Genomic DNA, 16,513 nt, shown 5'->3' with positions numbered 1-16,513 from the left:
TTATAAAAATCCATGTAAATTATGAGAGGCATAGTAAAATCACCCTTTTTGTTTTTCATTTTTGGCTATTCTTTAATGACCTATTAAAATTTTTTCATAGAAAAAACATTCATGGAAAGGGAAAATATTTAAAATAAACTAGGAAACTTTTTTTGTTTTTAAGTTTTCTTTTGTAACTTCGCAGCCGAAATTTGTAATAATGGATGTAAAATTTTTAGAAAAAGTAGCTGATTTGTTTGTCGTAAACGGTGCAAAAACTTTGACAATGGATGATATTGCGAAAGAATTCGGGATGTCTAAAAAAACACTTTATCAAAAATACACCAACAAAGAAGCTCTTTTAAGCGATGTTCTTCAGTTCAAATTAAAAGAAGTCATCGAAAAACTCAACGAACTGGATATCAAAATTGAAAATGCCATCGAAAGAATGTTCTGCCGTGATGAACAGATCGAAAAGGCAGTGCAAACCAATAGATCATTATTTATTCGACAGATAATTAAGTATTATCCGACGATCTTTAATCAACATATGATGCATTTTTCTGAAAAATTTACCGAGGTAATCATTCATAACATAAAAAGAGGTAGAGAACAAGGGTATTATCGGGACGATTTCGATGAGAAATTATTTGGTACGATGTTTTTTCAACTTATTATGTCCTACGACAGTTCACCATTTTTCAATACTGAAGAAATCGATAGAACCCACTTTAATAATGAAGCGATGAAATTTTTCATGTATGCCATCACTACTGAAAAAGGCAAAAATTACTTAAAAAATATAGTCTGCAAATCCGAAACGGTTTGATTACCATAAAATTTATAACAAATAATAACTCAATATACAATGACCAACTGGAGAAACATGGCGCTCGGTGCGCTGCTCTTTGCCTTCTCGATTACCGAGTTGCAGGCGCAGGAAACCGTTACCCTAAAACAAGCCATCGAGTATGCGCTGCAAAATAAGGCAGAAGCACTGAATGCCAAACTAGATGTCCGCAATGCTGATTATCAAATCATGGAAGCAAAAGCAGGTGCTCTTCCGAAGATTAATGGTGTTGCTAACCTAACTTATAACCCAATTTTGCAGTCTACCGCATTAGATGTAGGCGCATTCAGCGGGGGTCCAAGTAATATTCAGCTGATCACAATGGGCCAAAAGTGGAATGCCGGAGCAGGAGTTCAACTTTCTCAGGCTTTATTTAATCAGCAAGTATTTGTTGGACTTAAAGCCGCCAAATCAACCAAAGAATTCTATCAACTGAATGCAGAACTCACCGAAGAGCAGATTATCGAAAGAGTTTCTAATGCTTATTTTCAAGTTTTTACAATTCAGCAAAAGAAAGAAACTTTAGAAAATAGCTATGCAAGCACAGAAAAGGCCAGAAATATTATTAAAAGTCTTTACGATAACGGTCTTGCAAAAAAGGTAGATTTGGACAGAACCAATGTGAATCTTACCAACATCAATACGATTCTCAAGCAGCAGCAAAACGCCATCAATCAAGCAGAAAACGCATTGAAATTCTATATGGGAATGCCGATTGAGAACAAGATAGAGCTGGTAAAAGCCGATATGGAAATCACACCTCATTTGCTGGATGAAACAGTGGCAACCGATCAAAGATCTGAAATTAAAATATTAAACAAGCAAAGAGAACTTCTGCAGTACAATAAAAAAGCGGTAGAAGCTGCGTATTATCCGACAGTAAATCTCAATGCCAATTATAGCTGGCAAGGATTGGGTGATAAGTTTCCTTTAACCAATGGTGAAAAAAATGGCGTTTATTGGGCCGATTATTCTGCGATTACTTTGGGAGTTAATATCCCTATTTTTAATGGATTTGCTACAAAAGCTCGTGTAGAAATGGCGCAAATAGAATTGGATAAACTGGATGTAAGCATCAAAGACACTAAACTGGGCTTAGATTTATCCTATCAAAATGCAAAATCGCAAATCGAGAACAGTCTTTTGGCCTTAGAAAATCAAAAAGCCAACGTTAGTCTTGCTGAAACCGTAACTTCAAATACCAAACATAATTATCAATACGGTTTAGCAACCCTAACAGAATTATTGGAAGCGGAAAACGCATTGGTAGAAGCCAAAAACAACTACAGCACTGCTATTTTAGAATACAAAATCGCGGAAATTCAATATTATAAAGCAAAAGGAGAACTTAAAAATTATATAAAATAAACTATCATGAAGAAATCTTTAATATATATCATCGTTGCAGCACTACTGATCGGTTGGGGAGCATACACTATTGTGGGAAACAAAACCAAACAAGAAAAAGAAGTTGCTGAGGTAGCGAAACAAGTCGATAAAATCAACGTGAATGTAGTTACCGCAAACCGGGAAAACATCAATACCGATTATTATGCAAACGGAACTTTCATCCCGAAACAGGAAAGCAATCAGTCTGCGGATATTTCCGGTCGTGTGGTGAGTGTTTATGTAAAAGAAGGTTCGCGCGTAGGAGCCGGACAAGTGTTGGCAAGTATAAAGAGAGATGCAATTGAAGTAGATGTTACCCAAGCTCAAAATAATTTACAAAATGCCATTATCGACAACCAACGTTACGAAAACGCTTACAAAACAGGTGGTGTTACCAAGCAACAATTAGATAATTCCAGACTCCAGCTGAAAAATGCACAAGCTGCTGTGAGATCGCAAAGCGTAAGAATGAACGATACCAAAGTAAGAGCGGGTATCAGCGGAACGATCAATAAGAAAATGGTAGAGCCGGGAGCTGTAGTTTCACCGGGAACGCCATTGTTTGAAATCGTGAACATCAACAGTTTGAAACTCGCTGTTTTGGTGGATGAAAGCCAAGTCGGGAGAATCCAACTCGGGCAGCAAGTTGCTATTAATGTTAATGTTTTGCCTGATGAAAATTTCAGCGGTAGAATTTCTTTTATCGCTCCAAAGAGTGATGCTTCCCTCAATTTCCCTGTAGAGATAGAAGTTGCTAATAATGGAAAACTGAAAGCCGGGATGTATGCCACCGCCATATTCAAAACCAATTATGGTGCTGAAAATCAAAATATGCTTGTGGTACCCGCAGAAGCTTTCGTAAATGGAGTTAGTTCAGGTCAGATATTCATCGTTCAAAATGATACTGCTAAACTCGTGAAAGTACAGACAGGAAAAGTATATGGCGATAAAGTGCAAATTATCAGTGGTTTGAATGGTGGTGAACAAGTAATTACCAGCGGACAAATCAACTTAGAAAACGGATCAAAAATTAATATCGTAAAGTAGTACAATGAAATTAGCAGAAATATCAATTAAAAGACCGTCGCTAATTATCGTATTGTTTACGATACTTACTTTAGGTGGTTTGCTGAGCTATTCCATGATGGGATACGAGCTCATCCCAAAATTTGAAACCAACATGGTGACGATTTCCACGGTATATCCTGGAGCTTCCCCTAGTGAGGTAGAAACTTCGGTTACTAGAAAAATCGAAGATGCAGTGGGTGCATTAGAAAATGTAAAAAAAGTAGAATCATCATCTTACGAAAGTCTTTCGGTAATTATGGTGCAACTAAATGCCGGAGCCGATGTAAATTATGCGTTGAATGATGCTCAACGTAAAGTAAATGCAATACTTTCTGAACTTCCCGATGATGCGGATGCGCCTTCCCTAAATAAATTCTCATTAGATGATCTTCCGATTATGACCATGAGTATTTCCAGTGATAAGCTGAACAGCAAAGAACTATATGATTTGTTGGATAAGAAGATCGAACCTATTTTTTCCCGTGTAAATGGGGTGGCTCAGGTTGATCTTGTCGGTGGTCAGGAAAGAGAAATTCAAGTGAGTATTGATGATAAAAAACTGGAAGGTTATGGCCTCAGTATCGGAGAGGTACAGCAGGCAATTCTTTCATCAAACTTAGATTTTCCAACGGGAAGTTTAAAATCCAGAACTTCAAGATCGACCATTAGATTATCCGGAAAATACAAATCTGTTGAAGAATTAAACAACCTTGTTATTTCTTCTAAAAATGGAGCACAAATTCGTTTGTCTGATATTGCAACGGTATTTGATACACAGAAAGATGTTGAAAAAATTGCGAGATACAATCAGAATCCAACAATTCTATTACAAGTAAAGAAGCAATCTGACGCAAATGCAGTAGCAGTTTCCGAAAGTATTCAGAAAACAATGGCCGAGGTAACCGATAATTATAAACTTCAAGGAATAAAATTGAACCTTGTAGACGATACTACGGATTTCACGTTAGATTCAGCGAATCATGTAATTTTCGATTTGGTGTTGGCGATTGTGTTGGTAGCGATTGTGATGTTGCTATTCCTACACAATATCCGAAATGCATTTATTGTAATGGTGTCCATTCCAATCTCGTTGATCGCGACGTTCATTGGAATGTATTTAATGGGATATACGCTGAACTTGATGAGCTTACTTGGGCTTTCCTTGGTAGTAGGTATTCTTGTGGATGATGCGATTGTGGTTTTAGAAAACGTGTATCGTCACATGGAAATGGGCAAAAGCCGTATTCGTGCAGCGTACGATGGGGCATCCGAAATTGGCTTTACAGTAACTGCAATTACTTTGGTTATTGTAGTGGTATTTTTACCAATCGCGATGAGTTCCGGTTTGGTATCAAATATTTTAGCTCAGTTCTGTGTCACCGTCGTTATTGCCACATTATTTTCTTTGTTATCGTCATTTACCATTATTCCATGGTTGTCATCAAGATTTGGAAAAGTAGTACATCTTACAGGTAAAAATCCTTTTGAGAAATTTATTCTTTGGTTTGAAACTAAATTAGATCAATTTACCCATTGGATTACAGAAATTCTGGAATGGTGTTTGAAAACAGGTTTTAGAAGAATCATGACGGTAATTGTAACCTTTGTTGTTTTGATTTCATCAATGCTATTGGTAGCTTTCGGATTTATCGGAGGCGAATTCTTCCCGAAAATGGACCGTGGACAGTTCCTCGTGCAAATGGAATTGCCTAAAGATGCTACCATCGAAAAAACCAACCAGGTTACCCTTCAGGTTGAAAAATATCTGAGAGACAACCCGAATGTGGTGAATTTAATTACCACCGTCGGGCAGCAATCTACCGGTTTTGGTGGAGCACAGGCAACGGCTTACCAATCCGAAGTTCAAGTAATTTTGACGGATAAATCCGAGCGTTCGGAAAGCACCGATATCATGTCAGCGAAGATCAAAAGAGATTTGGAAGAAAAATTCACCGGAGTGGAATTTAAAACTGCACCAATCGGTTTGATGGGAGCGGATAATGCCCCAATAGAGATGGTAGTAACCGCACCAGATAACGAAACAGCGAACAAAGAAGCTGCGAGAATCCTCGAGTTACTGAAAAAAGTTCCTGGATCTGTAGATGCCGAATTGTCTACTGATACCGGAAGTCCCGAAGTAAAAGTGAATATTGACCGTGATAAAATGGCTGCGTTAGGTTTGAATCTTTCAGGTGTGGGACAAGCGATGCAAACGGCATTTAATGGAAATACCGACGGAAAATTCAGAGCAGGTGAGTACGAATATGACATCAACATTCGATTTGCAGATAACAGTAGAAAATCGATCGATGATGTTAGAAACTTAATGTTCACCAATGCTAATGGCGAACAAATCCGACTCAGCCAGTTTGCAAATGTAGAAATGAGTTCAGGACCTAGTTTGCTGCAACGTAGAGACAAATCACCTTCCGTGAAAGTCCTTTCCAAAGTGGTAGGTCGCCCCGTAGGAGATGTCGCAAATGAATGGTCGGCGATTTTTATGGATAACGAAAAAACAAAACCTGCAGGCGTGAACTACATCTGGAGCGGTGATATGGAAAACCAAACAGAAGGTTTCGGTACTTTAGGGATCGCTTTATTGGCGGCTATTGTCCTAGTTTATCTGGTAATGGTTTCGCTGTACGACAGTTTTGTTTATCCTTTCGTGGTATTGTTTTCAATTCCATTAGCATTGATCGGAGTAATGGTAATTCTTGCCCTTACAGGAAATTCACTGAATATCTTTACCATGCTCGGAATGATTATGTTGATTGGTTTGGTTGCTAAAAACGCGATTATGATTGTCGATTTCGCTAACATGAGAAAAGCCGCAGGAGCAAGTACTCATGACGCACTTATCCAAGCGAATCACGCACGTCTTCGTCCAATTTTGATGACCACCATTGCGATGATCTTTGGGATGCTTCCGATTGCATTGGCAAAAGGAGCAGGAGCCGAAATGAACAACGGATTAGCGTGGGTAGTAATCGGTGGTTTGATATCTTCATTGTTCCTTACATTGATTATCGTTCCGGTAGTGTATTCCCTGTTCGATTCATTACTTAGAAGAATGGGTAAACATGAAAAAATCGATTATGAAGAGGAAATGAAAGCTGACTATGAACACCAGGAATTAAGTGACGACGGGTTTACCCCGAAACATATCGTATAATTTATAGTTTTTTTATTGTTAAGAGAAAGCCGTTTCATTCATTTGAAGCGGCTTTTTTTATTTAATTGGTTGATGATAATTAATGATTTCATTAAAAAGAACTTAACAGTGAATTTAAAAGATTCAGCAATGAGTTAAAAAGGCTCAATGTTGAATTAAAAAGGCTCAATGTTGAATTAAAAAGGTTCAATGCTGAATTAAAAAGGTTCGATGGTGAATCAAAAAGGTTCGATGGTGAATTGAAAATATTCAACGATGAGTTAAAAATGCTCAAAATTGAATCAAAAAGGTTCAACGATGAGGTGAAATGGTTCGTAAATAGGAAAATAAAATTTGACTAAAGCCGATTGTTTTGGTTAATTGATAAACGGGCTAAAGTATGTTCCTATTAATATCATTAATTTTCAGTAAGAAATATTTAAACAAAAAAAAAGAGTCTGAAGCCAATGTTCAAACTCTGATTGTTTTTAAATCTTGATGAATTCCGAAAGATAACTATGCAAGTTTGTGTTTTTCGAAGGCATTAATTTTCTTTTGAGAAAGGGTAAGGAACCTCATTACCAAAAGAACCGCGGAAACCGTAAGTCCTAATCCCAAAGCGATCCACATTCCGAAAGCGCCCATTTTTAGGGTAACACAAAGAATGTATCCCAGCGGAATGGCGATAACCCAATATGCAATGAAAGTGATAACAGATGGAATTTTCACATCCTGAATTCCTCTTAAACTACCGAGAGCAACTACCTGAATACCATCTGAAAGCTGAAAAAGCGCCGCAATAATCATCAATTGAGCTGCCAATTGAATTACTTCTACATCTTCTGCTTTGGTGACAAAGGTAGGCAAAATATGTCTGCCAAAAATGAAAACCAATCCACATGCGAGCATGAAGATGAAAACAATTTTTAAATTATTGATTCCTACTTGTTTTAATCCAACATAATCTTGCTCACCCAGCTTTCTTCCTATTAAAACCGTAGATGCAACGCTGAATCCGACACAAAGATTAAAGGTGAAAGAGGCCATAGAAAGTGCGATTTGATGCGCTGCGATGTCCTTCGCAGAAATTAATCCGCAGATAAAAGCTGCTCCGGCAAAAGCGGTTACTTCAAAAAACATTTGCAAAGCCGTAGGAAAACCGATTTTCAACATTTTGGTGAACATCGCCTTTGAAAACTCTGAAACTTTCAATGAAAAATCTTTAATATATCTTCTTGTTTTTTCTTCTTTTAATAATACATAATAAAGAAAAATCATCATGAAAATCCGTGCAATTAAGCTCGCAAGAGCCGAACCTTCCACGCCCATTGGTGACATTCCGAACATTCCTTTAATAAAAACATAATTTAAGGCCACATTGATCACATTGGCGATAATCGTGGCTTTGGTAACTCCGATGGTATAAGACAAACCTTCGGATACTTCGCGCAACGTTTGAAACGCCATAAAAGGAATAATGCTGAGTGTCATAATACTCAAAAAACCAATGGTATCGGGGATGATTTCCTTTGGCTGATCCATATGATAGAGCAGTGGCATGAGTAAAAATAGCAACAACATGAGCAGAATCCCAATTCCTATGTTGATGATAAAACCGTGGCGAAAAACCGAGTTGATCGTGTCGTGTTTCTCCTGAGAATGCGCCTCGGAAACCAAAGGCGGAATAGCAAATGAAAACCCTAAAGCGAATACAAAAATGGAGAAAAATACGGCATTTCCTAAGGAAACGGAAGCCAAAGCCTGTGCGCCCAAAAGTTTTCCTACAATGATATTATCGAATAAATTAACAGAAACCTGGCCGACTTGCGTGATCATCACGGGAAGTGCGAGCGTGAGGCAAGCTTTGGTGTATTCTTTATTAAGTATTTTCATAAAAAAAAGTTTGCGGCAAAAATACAGCAAACTTCTTCGATTTCGGTTAAAATTAAGACAATTATTTTCTCACAAAACTCGCTACATCTTCTGCGGAAACGGGATTCGATCCCAAAATAATCAACCTTTCTACTACGTTTCTCAATTCTCGGATATTTCCGGTCCAGCTGAAATCTTCGAGTGCCTTGATGGCTTTTTCGTCGAATTCTTTTTTGGCAGTTCCGTGTTCATCGGAAATCGTTTTAGCGAAATGCTCCACCAAAAGTTTGATGTCTTCTTTTCTCTCATCCAAAGGTGGTACATAAATTTCAATTACAGAAAGGCGGTGATAAAGGTCCTCACGGAATCTTCCTTCGGCGATTTCTTTCTGCATATTTTTATTGGTAGCTGCCAAAACTCTTACATCTACCTTGATTTCTTTCTCGCTTCCCACCGGCGAAACTTTGCTTTCTTGAAGTGCACGAAGGACTTTTGCCTGAGCAATCAGACTCATGTCACCAATTTCATCCAGGAAAATAGTTCCGTTATGTGCAAGTTCGAATTTTCCTTGTTTGTCTTTAATAGCTCCGGTAAAACTCCCTTTCACGTGACCAAAAAGTTCAGATTCAATTAATTCAGAAGGAATTGCGGCGCAGTTTACTTCAATCATCGCTCCTTTACTACGGTCGCTTTGGGAGTGAATGGCATGAGCTACTAACTCTTTTCCAGCCCCATTTGGACCTGTGATCAGCACTCGAGCATCAGAAGTAGCTACTTTTTCGATCATATCCTGAATTTTTTTCAAAGCAGGAGAGCTACCAATCATTTGGTATTTTTTGTTGACTTTCTTTTTTAATGTTGAATTTTCAACATTGAGAACCTGGTTGGTTTTCTGAAGATTTTTTTTATCTAAAGCATTTTTAACACTGATAATCAATCGGTTGATATCGATGGGTTTTGAAATAAAATCATAAGCGCCTTCTTTCAGGCAGGCAACAGCGGTATCGATATCCGCGTGGCCGGAAATCATTACAAAAGTGGTGTCGGGTTTAATTTGTAGTGCTTGTTTCAGCAATTCAGTGCCGGAAAGTTTCGGCATTTTTATATCTGATATTACTAGAGCGAAATCTTCTTTTTCAATATTTTTATAGCCCTCCAGTCCGTCCTCGGCAATCACGAATTCGTATTCAGGCAGTTCATCGGATAAAATACTTTGGAGTACACCCGAAATGGCTTTTTCATCTTCTACAATTAAGATCTTTTGCATTAATTAGAAATTTATGGATTTAATAAAAATTCAGTTTAAAATTTGCAGATCATTCAGCAATAATCATACCTAAATAAGCTTATACGCCATATTGTCTGCTACCGAAAATAGCCGAACCAATCCTCACGGAATTGGCTCCACAAGCTATTGCTTCTTTGTAATCACCGCTCATTCCCATGGAAAGCGTGTCGAGTTTTTTGAGTAGCGAAAGCTTATCGAAAATCTGCTTGAGTAGGGTAAATTCTTTGGTGACTTGGTTATTGTCATCCGTGAAAGTTGCCATTCCCATCAAACCCGTAATTTCGATATTGGGGTATTTTCCGTTGAGATCATCTTGGAAGATTTCTTTGGCTTCATGAATTTCAAGCCCGAATTTGGTTTCTTCTTCGGCGATTTTCACTTGCAACAAAACTTTTATTTTTCTTTGAAATTTTGCGGCTTGTCTATCGATTTCTTCTAAAAGTTTTTCGGAATCTACACTCTGAATAGTGTCGATAAATTCAGCAATATATTTTACTTTATTGGTTTGCAGATGGCCAATGAGATGCCATTGAATATCTTTGGGAAGTTGTGGATATTTTTCTGCGAGTTCCTGAACTTTATTTTCACCAAAAATACGTTGCCCCAAATTGTACACATGCTGTATATGTTCTATCGGATGGGTTTTCGATACAGCTACGAGTTGCACATTTTGGGGTAAATCATTAATTGTTTTTTGGTAATTGCTTGAAATATTATCTAAAGACATTTGAAAAAAAAATGAAAATTTGTATAAAAAAGGGTGTTTTCACCTGAAATTGTTTCCAAATATAAAGTAATTTTGATTAAATATTAAAAACCATGAAATTAAAATTACCTACCTCCGTGCCTGCAATTTTATTGTGTGCAATTTTTTTGACGATTTCTTGTGGTGAAAAACCCAACCTGATGAACGAAAATTTCAAAGAGAAATTGATTGATAAAAAATTAATGACCGAACTCGATAATACTTATGCTTCAAATAATTACTTGATTATCAATTCTGCACGCGGAGATGGAAGCAAAGATTCTCGGGAATATTGGTATTCTATTGAGGATTTAGAAGGCTATATTGCTTTTGTAAAAAAAGAAGCGGCGCTGAAAAATCATAAAGTTTTAGGAATGAAAATAAAAATGGGACAATACCCTATAAATGGGAAATTTGATCCGAGATTAAATCCTAAATATGCTGGCTATCAAGCGGTTTATCTCGTTCCAACAGGCCTTCAGGTTGGTGGAGATCTTCCGGAACAGAGAGAAAAAAAGACACAAGATTTGGTAGCTAGAGGCCAGGAAATCAACGGGATTCCAGGAATGGATCTCTCATTGACACATCCGCCGTATTAATTGAGTAAATTATGGAAATTAATAGAATATTGCTTTCTAGTATTTTGATTTTTATTTATTTTCTAATCATCTTATTTATGGTGATTAAAAGGAAAAAATTAGGAAGCCAAATTCATTATTTTATTATCGCGATGTTGTTCGTTTTTCTCTCCGAGTCTTTGTCTTTACTCGGAACTATTTTGTATGGTGATAGCTTCAGAGTCAATAGAATCAACGTTGTAGGCGTCATTATTTTATTTTTTCTTTCGGTATTTGTTTATTTTTATAAAACGTTGGAAAACAAAAGGTTAAAAACAATACAACTGGGAATTATCGGTTTAGATATTTTAAATATTATATTTTCTCTCATCTTTATCGAAGATTTTTTCATTTATCTGCCGTATCCAACTTATTTTGTAACGATTTTTTTGTTACTAGCGAGTGTTGCTTTGTTTTTCTTTGAGACCTTCAACTCCGAGAAAGTCCTTAATATCATGGATTATTATCCGTTTTGGATCGCAATTAGCCTCGTAGTTTTATATGTTGGTATGCTTCCGTTGATGATTATTAGCAAAAATGCCATGGAATTATCAATTTCACGAAATATTTTCTTAATTTTACTTTATACTGTTAACTTTACTGGTTACACGATCATGCTTGTCGGGATTTTTTTTAGTAAAAAAACAAACCTAAATGAAGATAATCATTGAAAACAAATGAAGTTGATATTTTAATTATTTTTTCTACCATTATCATTTTGTTCGTAGTATTGATGATGGTGGCGATTTACGGCATTTTCGTGAAAAAAAAATCTCAACTCCTGCTTAGCCAACAACGCAAAGAAGCGATTTTTGAACACGAATTGGCCAAATCTCAAGTTGAAATCCAGGAACAAACGCTAAATTATATCGGTCAAGAGCTGCATGATGATCTAGGGCAAAAACTATCAGTCGCACGGTTGATGACCAATAAAATTTCATTTTCAGATGATAAGGTCCGAGTTGAAATCGCGGAAGAAATAAATTTGCTTTTGGGAGAATGTATTCAGGATATCAGGAATCTTTCGAAAGTTTTCATCACCAAACAGGTCAAACAATTTGGCTTTATCGAGTCGCTCGAGCGGGAAATTTTTAGGATCAAAAGGCTAGATTTATTGAATGTCGATTATCAAAACAATAATCAGGAATTGAAAATAAACTCCAATCATGCGCTCATTTTGTTTAGAATCGTACAGGAATGTATCAATAACGTAATTAAGCACTCCCAATCAAAAGATTTGCAATTGTTGGTAATAGATTCTCCGGAAAATCTTAACATTGAAATCAATGATAATGGAGTAGGATTTAATTCTGCTTTAGAAAACGACGGAAGCGGAATTAAAAATATGGGAAGCCGGGCAAAACTCATCAATGCTGAATTGTTGATCAATTCTTTAGAAAATATCGGTACAAAAGTATGTGTTTCTTATAAAAAATAATTCTTATGGATAAAATAAAAATTGCCATTGTGGATGATCATAAGTTAGTTTCCAAAGCTTTGGAAAATATGATTTCCTTCAATCCAAATTTTCAGGTCATTATGAATTGTTTCAACGGGCAAGAGTTTTTGGAAGAATTGAGAAACCATAAAAGACATCCCGAAGTGGTGCTAATGGACATCAATATGCCCGTAAAAAACGGAATCGAAACTACGATGCAACTTACCAAGGAATTTCCAAATCTAAAAGTAATTGCCCTCACGATGGAAGACAATGAAACTACGATAATCAGAATGCTAAAAGCCGGAGCCAAAGGTTATTTGCTGAAAGATATGTCTCCTGAAATCCTATTTAATGCCATCAATATCGTACATGAAAAAGGAATTTTCTATACCGATTTGCTTACCCAAAGCCTATTAAAAATTAAAACTGAAGAAAAATTCCTTCATGAAATGGATGAAAGATTAAAAGACAGGGAACTAGAATTTATTCGAATGGCCTGCTCTGAACTTACTTACAAAGAAATTAGTGAACAAATGTGTGTAAGTCACAGGACAATAGATGGTTATAGGGATTCTGTTTTCCTAAAGTTAAATGTAAAAACCAGAGTAGGAATCGTATTGTTTGCGATAAAACACAACTTAATGTAAAAAAGGGTGTTTTCACCCTTACTTTGTAAACTTTGTTGTTGTAATTTTGTCTCACTGAATTACAGAAAAACACACAAACACAGATGTTAAAAAGAAGACCGGTTTCTAAAACCGGTTTTTTTAAGCAAAAAAAGGGTGTTTTCACGGATTTCCGATCGAAAATTTTAGTTTAATTTTGAAGCTACAAAAGAAGCAATTCTTTCTTTATATTTATTTTTTTTTAAAGCAATTGGAGAGGCTGTCCTTTGGGGCAGTCTCTTTTTTTATTTATTAATGCTGTATTTTGTGCGATTTCGAGATAATCATCGATAAATTTGCAATATTAAAAATCGAAAATGCAATCACAAGAAAACTTTATTCTAAGAAAAGCAACCCCAGCTGATCAAGCAGTGATTTGGGAAATAGTACAACAAGCAATTTTAAGAAGAAAGAACGATGGCAGTTCGCAGTGGCAAGATGGATATCCCAATCCCGATACTATTCGTGAAGATATAGAAAACGGTTTTGGTTATATTTTTGAAATCGATGGTGAAACTGCAGCTTATTCAGCATTAATTTTTAATAATGAACCTGCTTATGAAAACATTGACGGAAAATGGCTGAGTGAAAATGATTTTTTGGTGATACATCGAGTAGCCGTTTCAGATGGGTTTCTAGGAAAAGGAATTGCCTCAAAATTATTCTTGGAAATTGAAAATTTTGCCAAACAGCAACAAGTCTTCAGTATAAAATTAGATACCAATTTCGATAATCTTGCGATGCTTAAAATTCTAGAGAAACTGAATTACACCTATTGCGGAGAAGTTTATTTCAGGGGTTCTGCAAGAAAAGCATTCGAAAAATTGCTTCGCTGATTAAGTCAAAAGAAAATGTCAATTAAAAGCATTATTGGTCAAAATTTACTAAATTTGTACTCATTAAAAATAAAAAGAAATGTCAAAAAAAGCCCTTTTAGCGATACTTGACGGATGGGGAATTGGCCTCGATCCGGAAGTTTCTGCCATTGCGCAGGCAAACACGCCATTTATAGATTCTTGTTATCAAAAATTTCCGAATACCACGTTGGAAGCGAGTGGAACTGCAGTAGGATTGCCTTTCGGGCAGATGGGGAATTCAGAAGTTGGGCACATGAATCTCGGTGCAGGTAGAGTGGTTTATCAAAATTTGGTAAAACTCAATATGGCTGTGGAAAATGCAACTTTAGGCAAAGAAAATACTATAACACAAGCATTTGAGTACGCCGCGAAAAACAATAAAAAAGTTCATTTCATAGGATTGGTTTCGGATGGAGGAGTGCATTCCCATATCAACCATTTGAAAGGTTTGCTTACTGCAGCACACGAGTATGGCTTAAATGATAATGTTTATGTACACGCTTTTACAGATGGTCGCGATTGTGATCCGCATTCCGGGAAAGAATTTATCGCAGATTTACTCCAGCACATGCAACAAACGACTGGGAAATTAGCAAGTGTAATAGGTCGTTACTATGCGATGGACCGCGATAAAAGATGGGAAAGAGTGAAGTTGGCCTACGATGTAATGGTAAACGGCATAGGAATCGAAACCACTGATGTTATTTCATTAATAGAAAAGTTTTATGCAGAAGGTATTTCCGATGAATTTTTAAAGCCTATTGTATGTCTTAAAGATGGGCATCTTCCGGTAGCAACAATTGATGAGGAAGACGTAGTTTTCTGTTTTAATTTCCGTACAGATCGTGGAAGAGAAATCACGCAAGTGCTTTCACAGCAGGATTTCCCGGATTTTGGCATGCATCACCTCAATCTTTATTATGTGACGATGACCAATTATGATAAAGATTTCAAAAATGTGAAAGTGGTTTTCGATGAAAACGTTTTGGAAGGAACATTGGGAGAGATTCTTGAAAGAAATGGAAAAACTCAAATCAGAGTTGCCGAAACTGAAAAATATCCTCACGTAACCTTTTTCTTTTCAGGTGGTCGTGAAGATGAGTTTTTGGGAGAAAGAAGATTGCTTTGCCCAAGTCCGAAAGATGTACCAACCTACGATTTCAAACCAGAAATGTCCGCCTACGATATCACCGAAAAAATACTACCAGAAATTGAAAACGAAACGGCAGATTTTATTTGTTTAAATTTCGCCAACACCGATATGGTCGGACATACCGGAGTTTTTGAAGCGGCAGTAAAAGCTGCAGAAACCGTAGATAAATGTATCGAAAAAGTAGCAACTGCGGCTTATGAACATGGTTATGCGGTATTCATTCTTGCGGATCACGGTAATTCGGATGTGATGAAAAATCCGGATGGAAGCCCTAATACGCAGCATACTACCAATTTGGTTCCATTGATCGTGATGGATAAAGATAGAAATTGGAATTTAAAATCTGGTAAATTAGCAGATATTGCTCCTTCAATATTGAAAGTGATGGGTCTAGAAATCCCGGAAATCATGACAGGAGATGTTTTGGTGAGCTAAATCAGATTCTGTAAAAATTATTGTTAAATAAAAGCCGCCTCAAATGTTGAGACGGCTTTTTTGTAAAAACTTGTTATTAGAACTATGTTAACATTGAAATTCCTTCATTAGAATGATGATGTTTGATAGTAGGTATTCTTGGAATTTCGGATTTGGCATGAAGACCAATCAATTTCCTAATAAATTCCCTGGATTTTGTTTCGCTTTTAGACATGTTTTCGAATGAAAAAACTTTGATTGCACCCGCATTTTTTAAGATAGCAGTTGCGTTTTCTATTTTTGTGATATTATTAGTAGAAATCCCTGCAACAAGGTTTTCAGAGTAGTTTTCAATTAACATTTTTCGTTCAAAACCGATAATATTTATGAGGGAATCTAAATATCTTTGAAAATGGTTTTTTCTTTTTGCGGAAAAGTCTTTACAGCTTAGTTTAATAATTTTAAATCCAGTATTCTTCAAAATATTTGCTGCGCTCAGAGCTTGTTCACAATTCGAAAATAAACCTACAATTGTTGTTTTCATTGTAATTTATTTTTATTGTTAAAAATTTTTCCTCTGGCAAATGTAGGAAAATACAAAGTTTTGAGGTAGGGTGAAATAACCCTTTTTTATGTTAGATTTTGATTAATAGCAAACGCAATTAGTACTGTTAAAATTAATAAAAAAACGCGAAACCTTTAGAGCCTGTTTAAATTTTATTCAATAAATTTTTTATAGCGGATAATTTTACCATATTTTCAGAATTTTCCATTAGTAATTCGTAATTCCTGCATAATCTCCTGTCGTTATCAAACCAGGAAAATGTCCGTTCAATAATCCATCTTTTAGAAAAGGGCTTAAAATCTGTTTTCTTTTCATCATTTCTCATCACCACATTGATTAGATAAGCAAACTTATTTTTCACCTGTTCTATGATTTCTCCTCTGTAACCTCCATCAGCAAGAATAATCTTCACAGGACTTAAGAAATATGCCAAAGTTCTCATGAGAAAATCAACAGCTT

Annotated in this window: 15 protein-coding genes; 10 read left to right on the top strand and 5 right to left on the bottom strand. The window is 36.2% G+C overall.

The features are described from left to right. Positions 1–199 precede the first annotated feature (199 nt). From AP75_RS03930 to AP75_RS03915, 4 genes are read left to right on the top strand one after another with little or no spacing between them, the layout of a single operon-like run. Positions 200–808, top strand: coding sequence for a TetR/AcrR family transcriptional regulator (locus tag AP75_RS03930; protein ID WP_088263647.1), 609 nt, complete (start codon positions 200–202; stop codon positions 806–808). 39 nt (positions 809–847) lie between these two features. After that, positions 848–2,197 (top strand): TolC family protein, encoded by a 1,350-nt coding sequence (locus tag AP75_RS03925; RefSeq protein ID WP_088263646.1) that lies wholly within the window; start codon positions 848–850, stop codon positions 2,195–2,197. 6 nt (positions 2,198–2,203) lie between these two features. Further along, positions 2,204–3,265, top strand: coding sequence for an efflux RND transporter periplasmic adaptor subunit (locus AP75_RS03920; RefSeq protein ID WP_031503327.1), 1,062 nt, complete (start codon positions 2,204–2,206; stop codon positions 3,263–3,265). Positions 3,266–3,269: 4 nt separating this feature from the next. Further along, complete coding sequence (locus tag AP75_RS03915; RefSeq protein ID WP_088263645.1) at positions 3,270–6,458, top strand: efflux RND transporter permease subunit; 3,189 nt, start codon at positions 3,270–3,272, stop codon at positions 6,456–6,458. Positions 6,459–6,953: 495 nt separating this feature from the next. On the opposite strand, the gene AP75_RS03910 is transcribed toward AP75_RS03915, so the two are convergent. The 3 genes from AP75_RS03910 to AP75_RS03900 all read right to left on the bottom strand — a co-directional run bounded on the left by AP75_RS03910 (position 6,954) and on the right by AP75_RS03900 (position 10,324). Then, positions 6,954–8,330, bottom strand: a complete 1,377-nt coding sequence (locus AP75_RS03910; RefSeq protein ID WP_088263644.1) for an MATE family efflux transporter — start codon at positions 8,328–8,330, stop codon at positions 6,954–6,956. A gap of 61 nt (positions 8,331–8,391) precedes the next feature. Further along, positions 8,392–9,576, bottom strand: a complete 1,185-nt coding sequence (locus AP75_RS03905) for a sigma-54-dependent transcriptional regulator (RefSeq protein ID WP_088263643.1) — start codon at positions 9,574–9,576, stop codon at positions 8,392–8,394. Between the two features lie 79 nt (positions 9,577–9,655). Beyond that, positions 9,656–10,324 carry a YggS family pyridoxal phosphate-dependent enzyme gene (locus tag AP75_RS03900; RefSeq protein WP_031501811.1) on the bottom strand — a complete coding sequence of 223 codons (669 nt, stop codon included), beginning with the start codon at positions 10,322–10,324 and terminating at the stop codon, positions 9,656–9,658. Between the two features lie 92 nt (positions 10,325–10,416). On the opposite strand from AP75_RS03900, the gene AP75_RS03895 reads away from it, so the two are divergent. The 6 genes from AP75_RS03895 (at position 10,417) to gpmI (ending at position 15,510) form a co-directional block, all read left to right on the top strand. Continuing rightward, positions 10,417–10,941, top strand: a complete 525-nt coding sequence (locus AP75_RS03895) for a hypothetical protein (RefSeq protein ID WP_088263642.1) — start codon at positions 10,417–10,419, stop codon at positions 10,939–10,941. Between the two features lie 11 nt (positions 10,942–10,952). Continuing rightward, the gene (locus tag AP75_RS03890; protein WP_143755804.1) at positions 10,953–11,630 is read left to right on the top strand and encodes a hypothetical protein; all 678 of its coding nucleotides are present in this window, start codon (positions 10,953–10,955) and stop codon (positions 11,628–11,630) included. Continuing rightward, positions 11,627–12,397 carry a sensor histidine kinase gene (locus AP75_RS03885; RefSeq protein WP_031502238.1) on the top strand — a complete coding sequence of 257 codons (771 nt, stop codon included), beginning with the start codon at positions 11,627–11,629 and terminating at the stop codon, positions 12,395–12,397. The genes AP75_RS03890 and AP75_RS03885 overlap by 4 nt, the downstream gene beginning before the upstream one ends. A gap of 5 nt (positions 12,398–12,402) precedes the next feature. Further along, on the top strand, positions 12,403–13,047 hold the full coding sequence (locus AP75_RS03880; RefSeq protein WP_088263640.1) for a response regulator transcription factor: 645 nt from the start codon (positions 12,403–12,405) through the stop codon (positions 13,045–13,047). 335 nt (positions 13,048–13,382) lie between these two features. Further along, the gene (locus AP75_RS03875) at positions 13,383–13,901 is read left to right on the top strand and encodes a GNAT family N-acetyltransferase (protein WP_088263639.1); all 519 of its coding nucleotides are present in this window, start codon (positions 13,383–13,385) and stop codon (positions 13,899–13,901) included. A gap of 79 nt (positions 13,902–13,980) precedes the next feature. Further along, on the top strand, positions 13,981–15,510 hold the full coding sequence (gpmI, locus tag AP75_RS03870; protein WP_088263638.1) for a 2,3-bisphosphoglycerate-independent phosphoglycerate mutase: 1,530 nt from the start codon (positions 13,981–13,983) through the stop codon (positions 15,508–15,510). Between the two features lie 82 nt (positions 15,511–15,592). On the opposite strand, the gene AP75_RS03865 is transcribed toward gpmI, so the two are convergent. After that, a complete protein-coding gene (locus AP75_RS03865) occupies positions 15,593–16,033 on the bottom strand; it encodes a hypothetical protein (protein ID WP_031502240.1) in 441 nt (146 codons plus the stop codon). A gap of 166 nt (positions 16,034–16,199) precedes the next feature. Then, positions 16,200–16,513 (bottom strand): transposase (locus AP75_RS03860; RefSeq protein ID WP_143755802.1); only part of this gene is annotated, 314 nt, incomplete at its 5' end.

Source organism: Kaistella haifensis DSM 19056, from assembly GCF_000735695.2.
Classification (GTDB): Bacteria; Bacteroidota; Bacteroidia; order Flavobacteriales; family Weeksellaceae; genus Kaistella; species Kaistella haifensis.
This window is presented reverse-complemented; position numbering and strand designations above follow the sequence as displayed.

Bases quoted from the DNA above. Each gene is read 5' to 3' on its own strand.
- AP75_RS03930 (WP_088263647.1), top strand. From the start codon at position 200: ATGGATGTAAAATTTTTAGAAAAAGTAGCTGATTTGTTTGTCGTAAAC.
- AP75_RS03925 (WP_088263646.1), top strand. From the start codon at position 848: ATGACCAACTGGAGAAACATGGCGCTCGGTGCGCTGCTCTTTGCCTTC.
- AP75_RS03920 (WP_031503327.1), top strand. From the start codon at position 2,204: ATGAAGAAATCTTTAATATATATCATCGTTGCAGCACTACTGATCGGT.
- AP75_RS03915 (WP_088263645.1), top strand. From the start codon at position 3,270: ATGAAATTAGCAGAAATATCAATTAAAAGACCGTCGCTAATTATCGTA.
- AP75_RS03910 (WP_088263644.1), bottom strand. From the start codon at position 8,330: ATGAAAATACTTAATAAAGAATACACCAAAGCTTGCCTCACGCTCGCA.
- AP75_RS03905 (WP_088263643.1), bottom strand. From the start codon at position 9,576: ATGCAAAAGATCTTAATTGTAGAAGATGAAAAAGCCATTTCGGGTGTA.
- AP75_RS03900 (WP_031501811.1), bottom strand. From the start codon at position 10,324: ATGTCTTTAGATAATATTTCAAGCAATTACCAAAAAACAATTAATGAT.
- AP75_RS03895 (WP_088263642.1), top strand. From the start codon at position 10,417: ATGAAATTAAAATTACCTACCTCCGTGCCTGCAATTTTATTGTGTGCA.
- AP75_RS03890 (WP_143755804.1), top strand. From the start codon at position 10,953: ATGGAAATTAATAGAATATTGCTTTCTAGTATTTTGATTTTTATTTAT.
- AP75_RS03880 (WP_088263640.1), top strand. From the start codon at position 12,403: ATGGATAAAATAAAAATTGCCATTGTGGATGATCATAAGTTAGTTTCC.
- AP75_RS03875 (WP_088263639.1), top strand. From the start codon at position 13,383: ATGCAATCACAAGAAAACTTTATTCTAAGAAAAGCAACCCCAGCTGAT.
- gpmI (WP_088263638.1), top strand. From the start codon at position 13,981: ATGTCAAAAAAAGCCCTTTTAGCGATACTTGACGGATGGGGAATTGGC.
- AP75_RS03865 (WP_031502240.1), bottom strand. From the start codon at position 16,033: ATGAAAACAACAATTGTAGGTTTATTTTCGAATTGTGAACAAGCTCTG.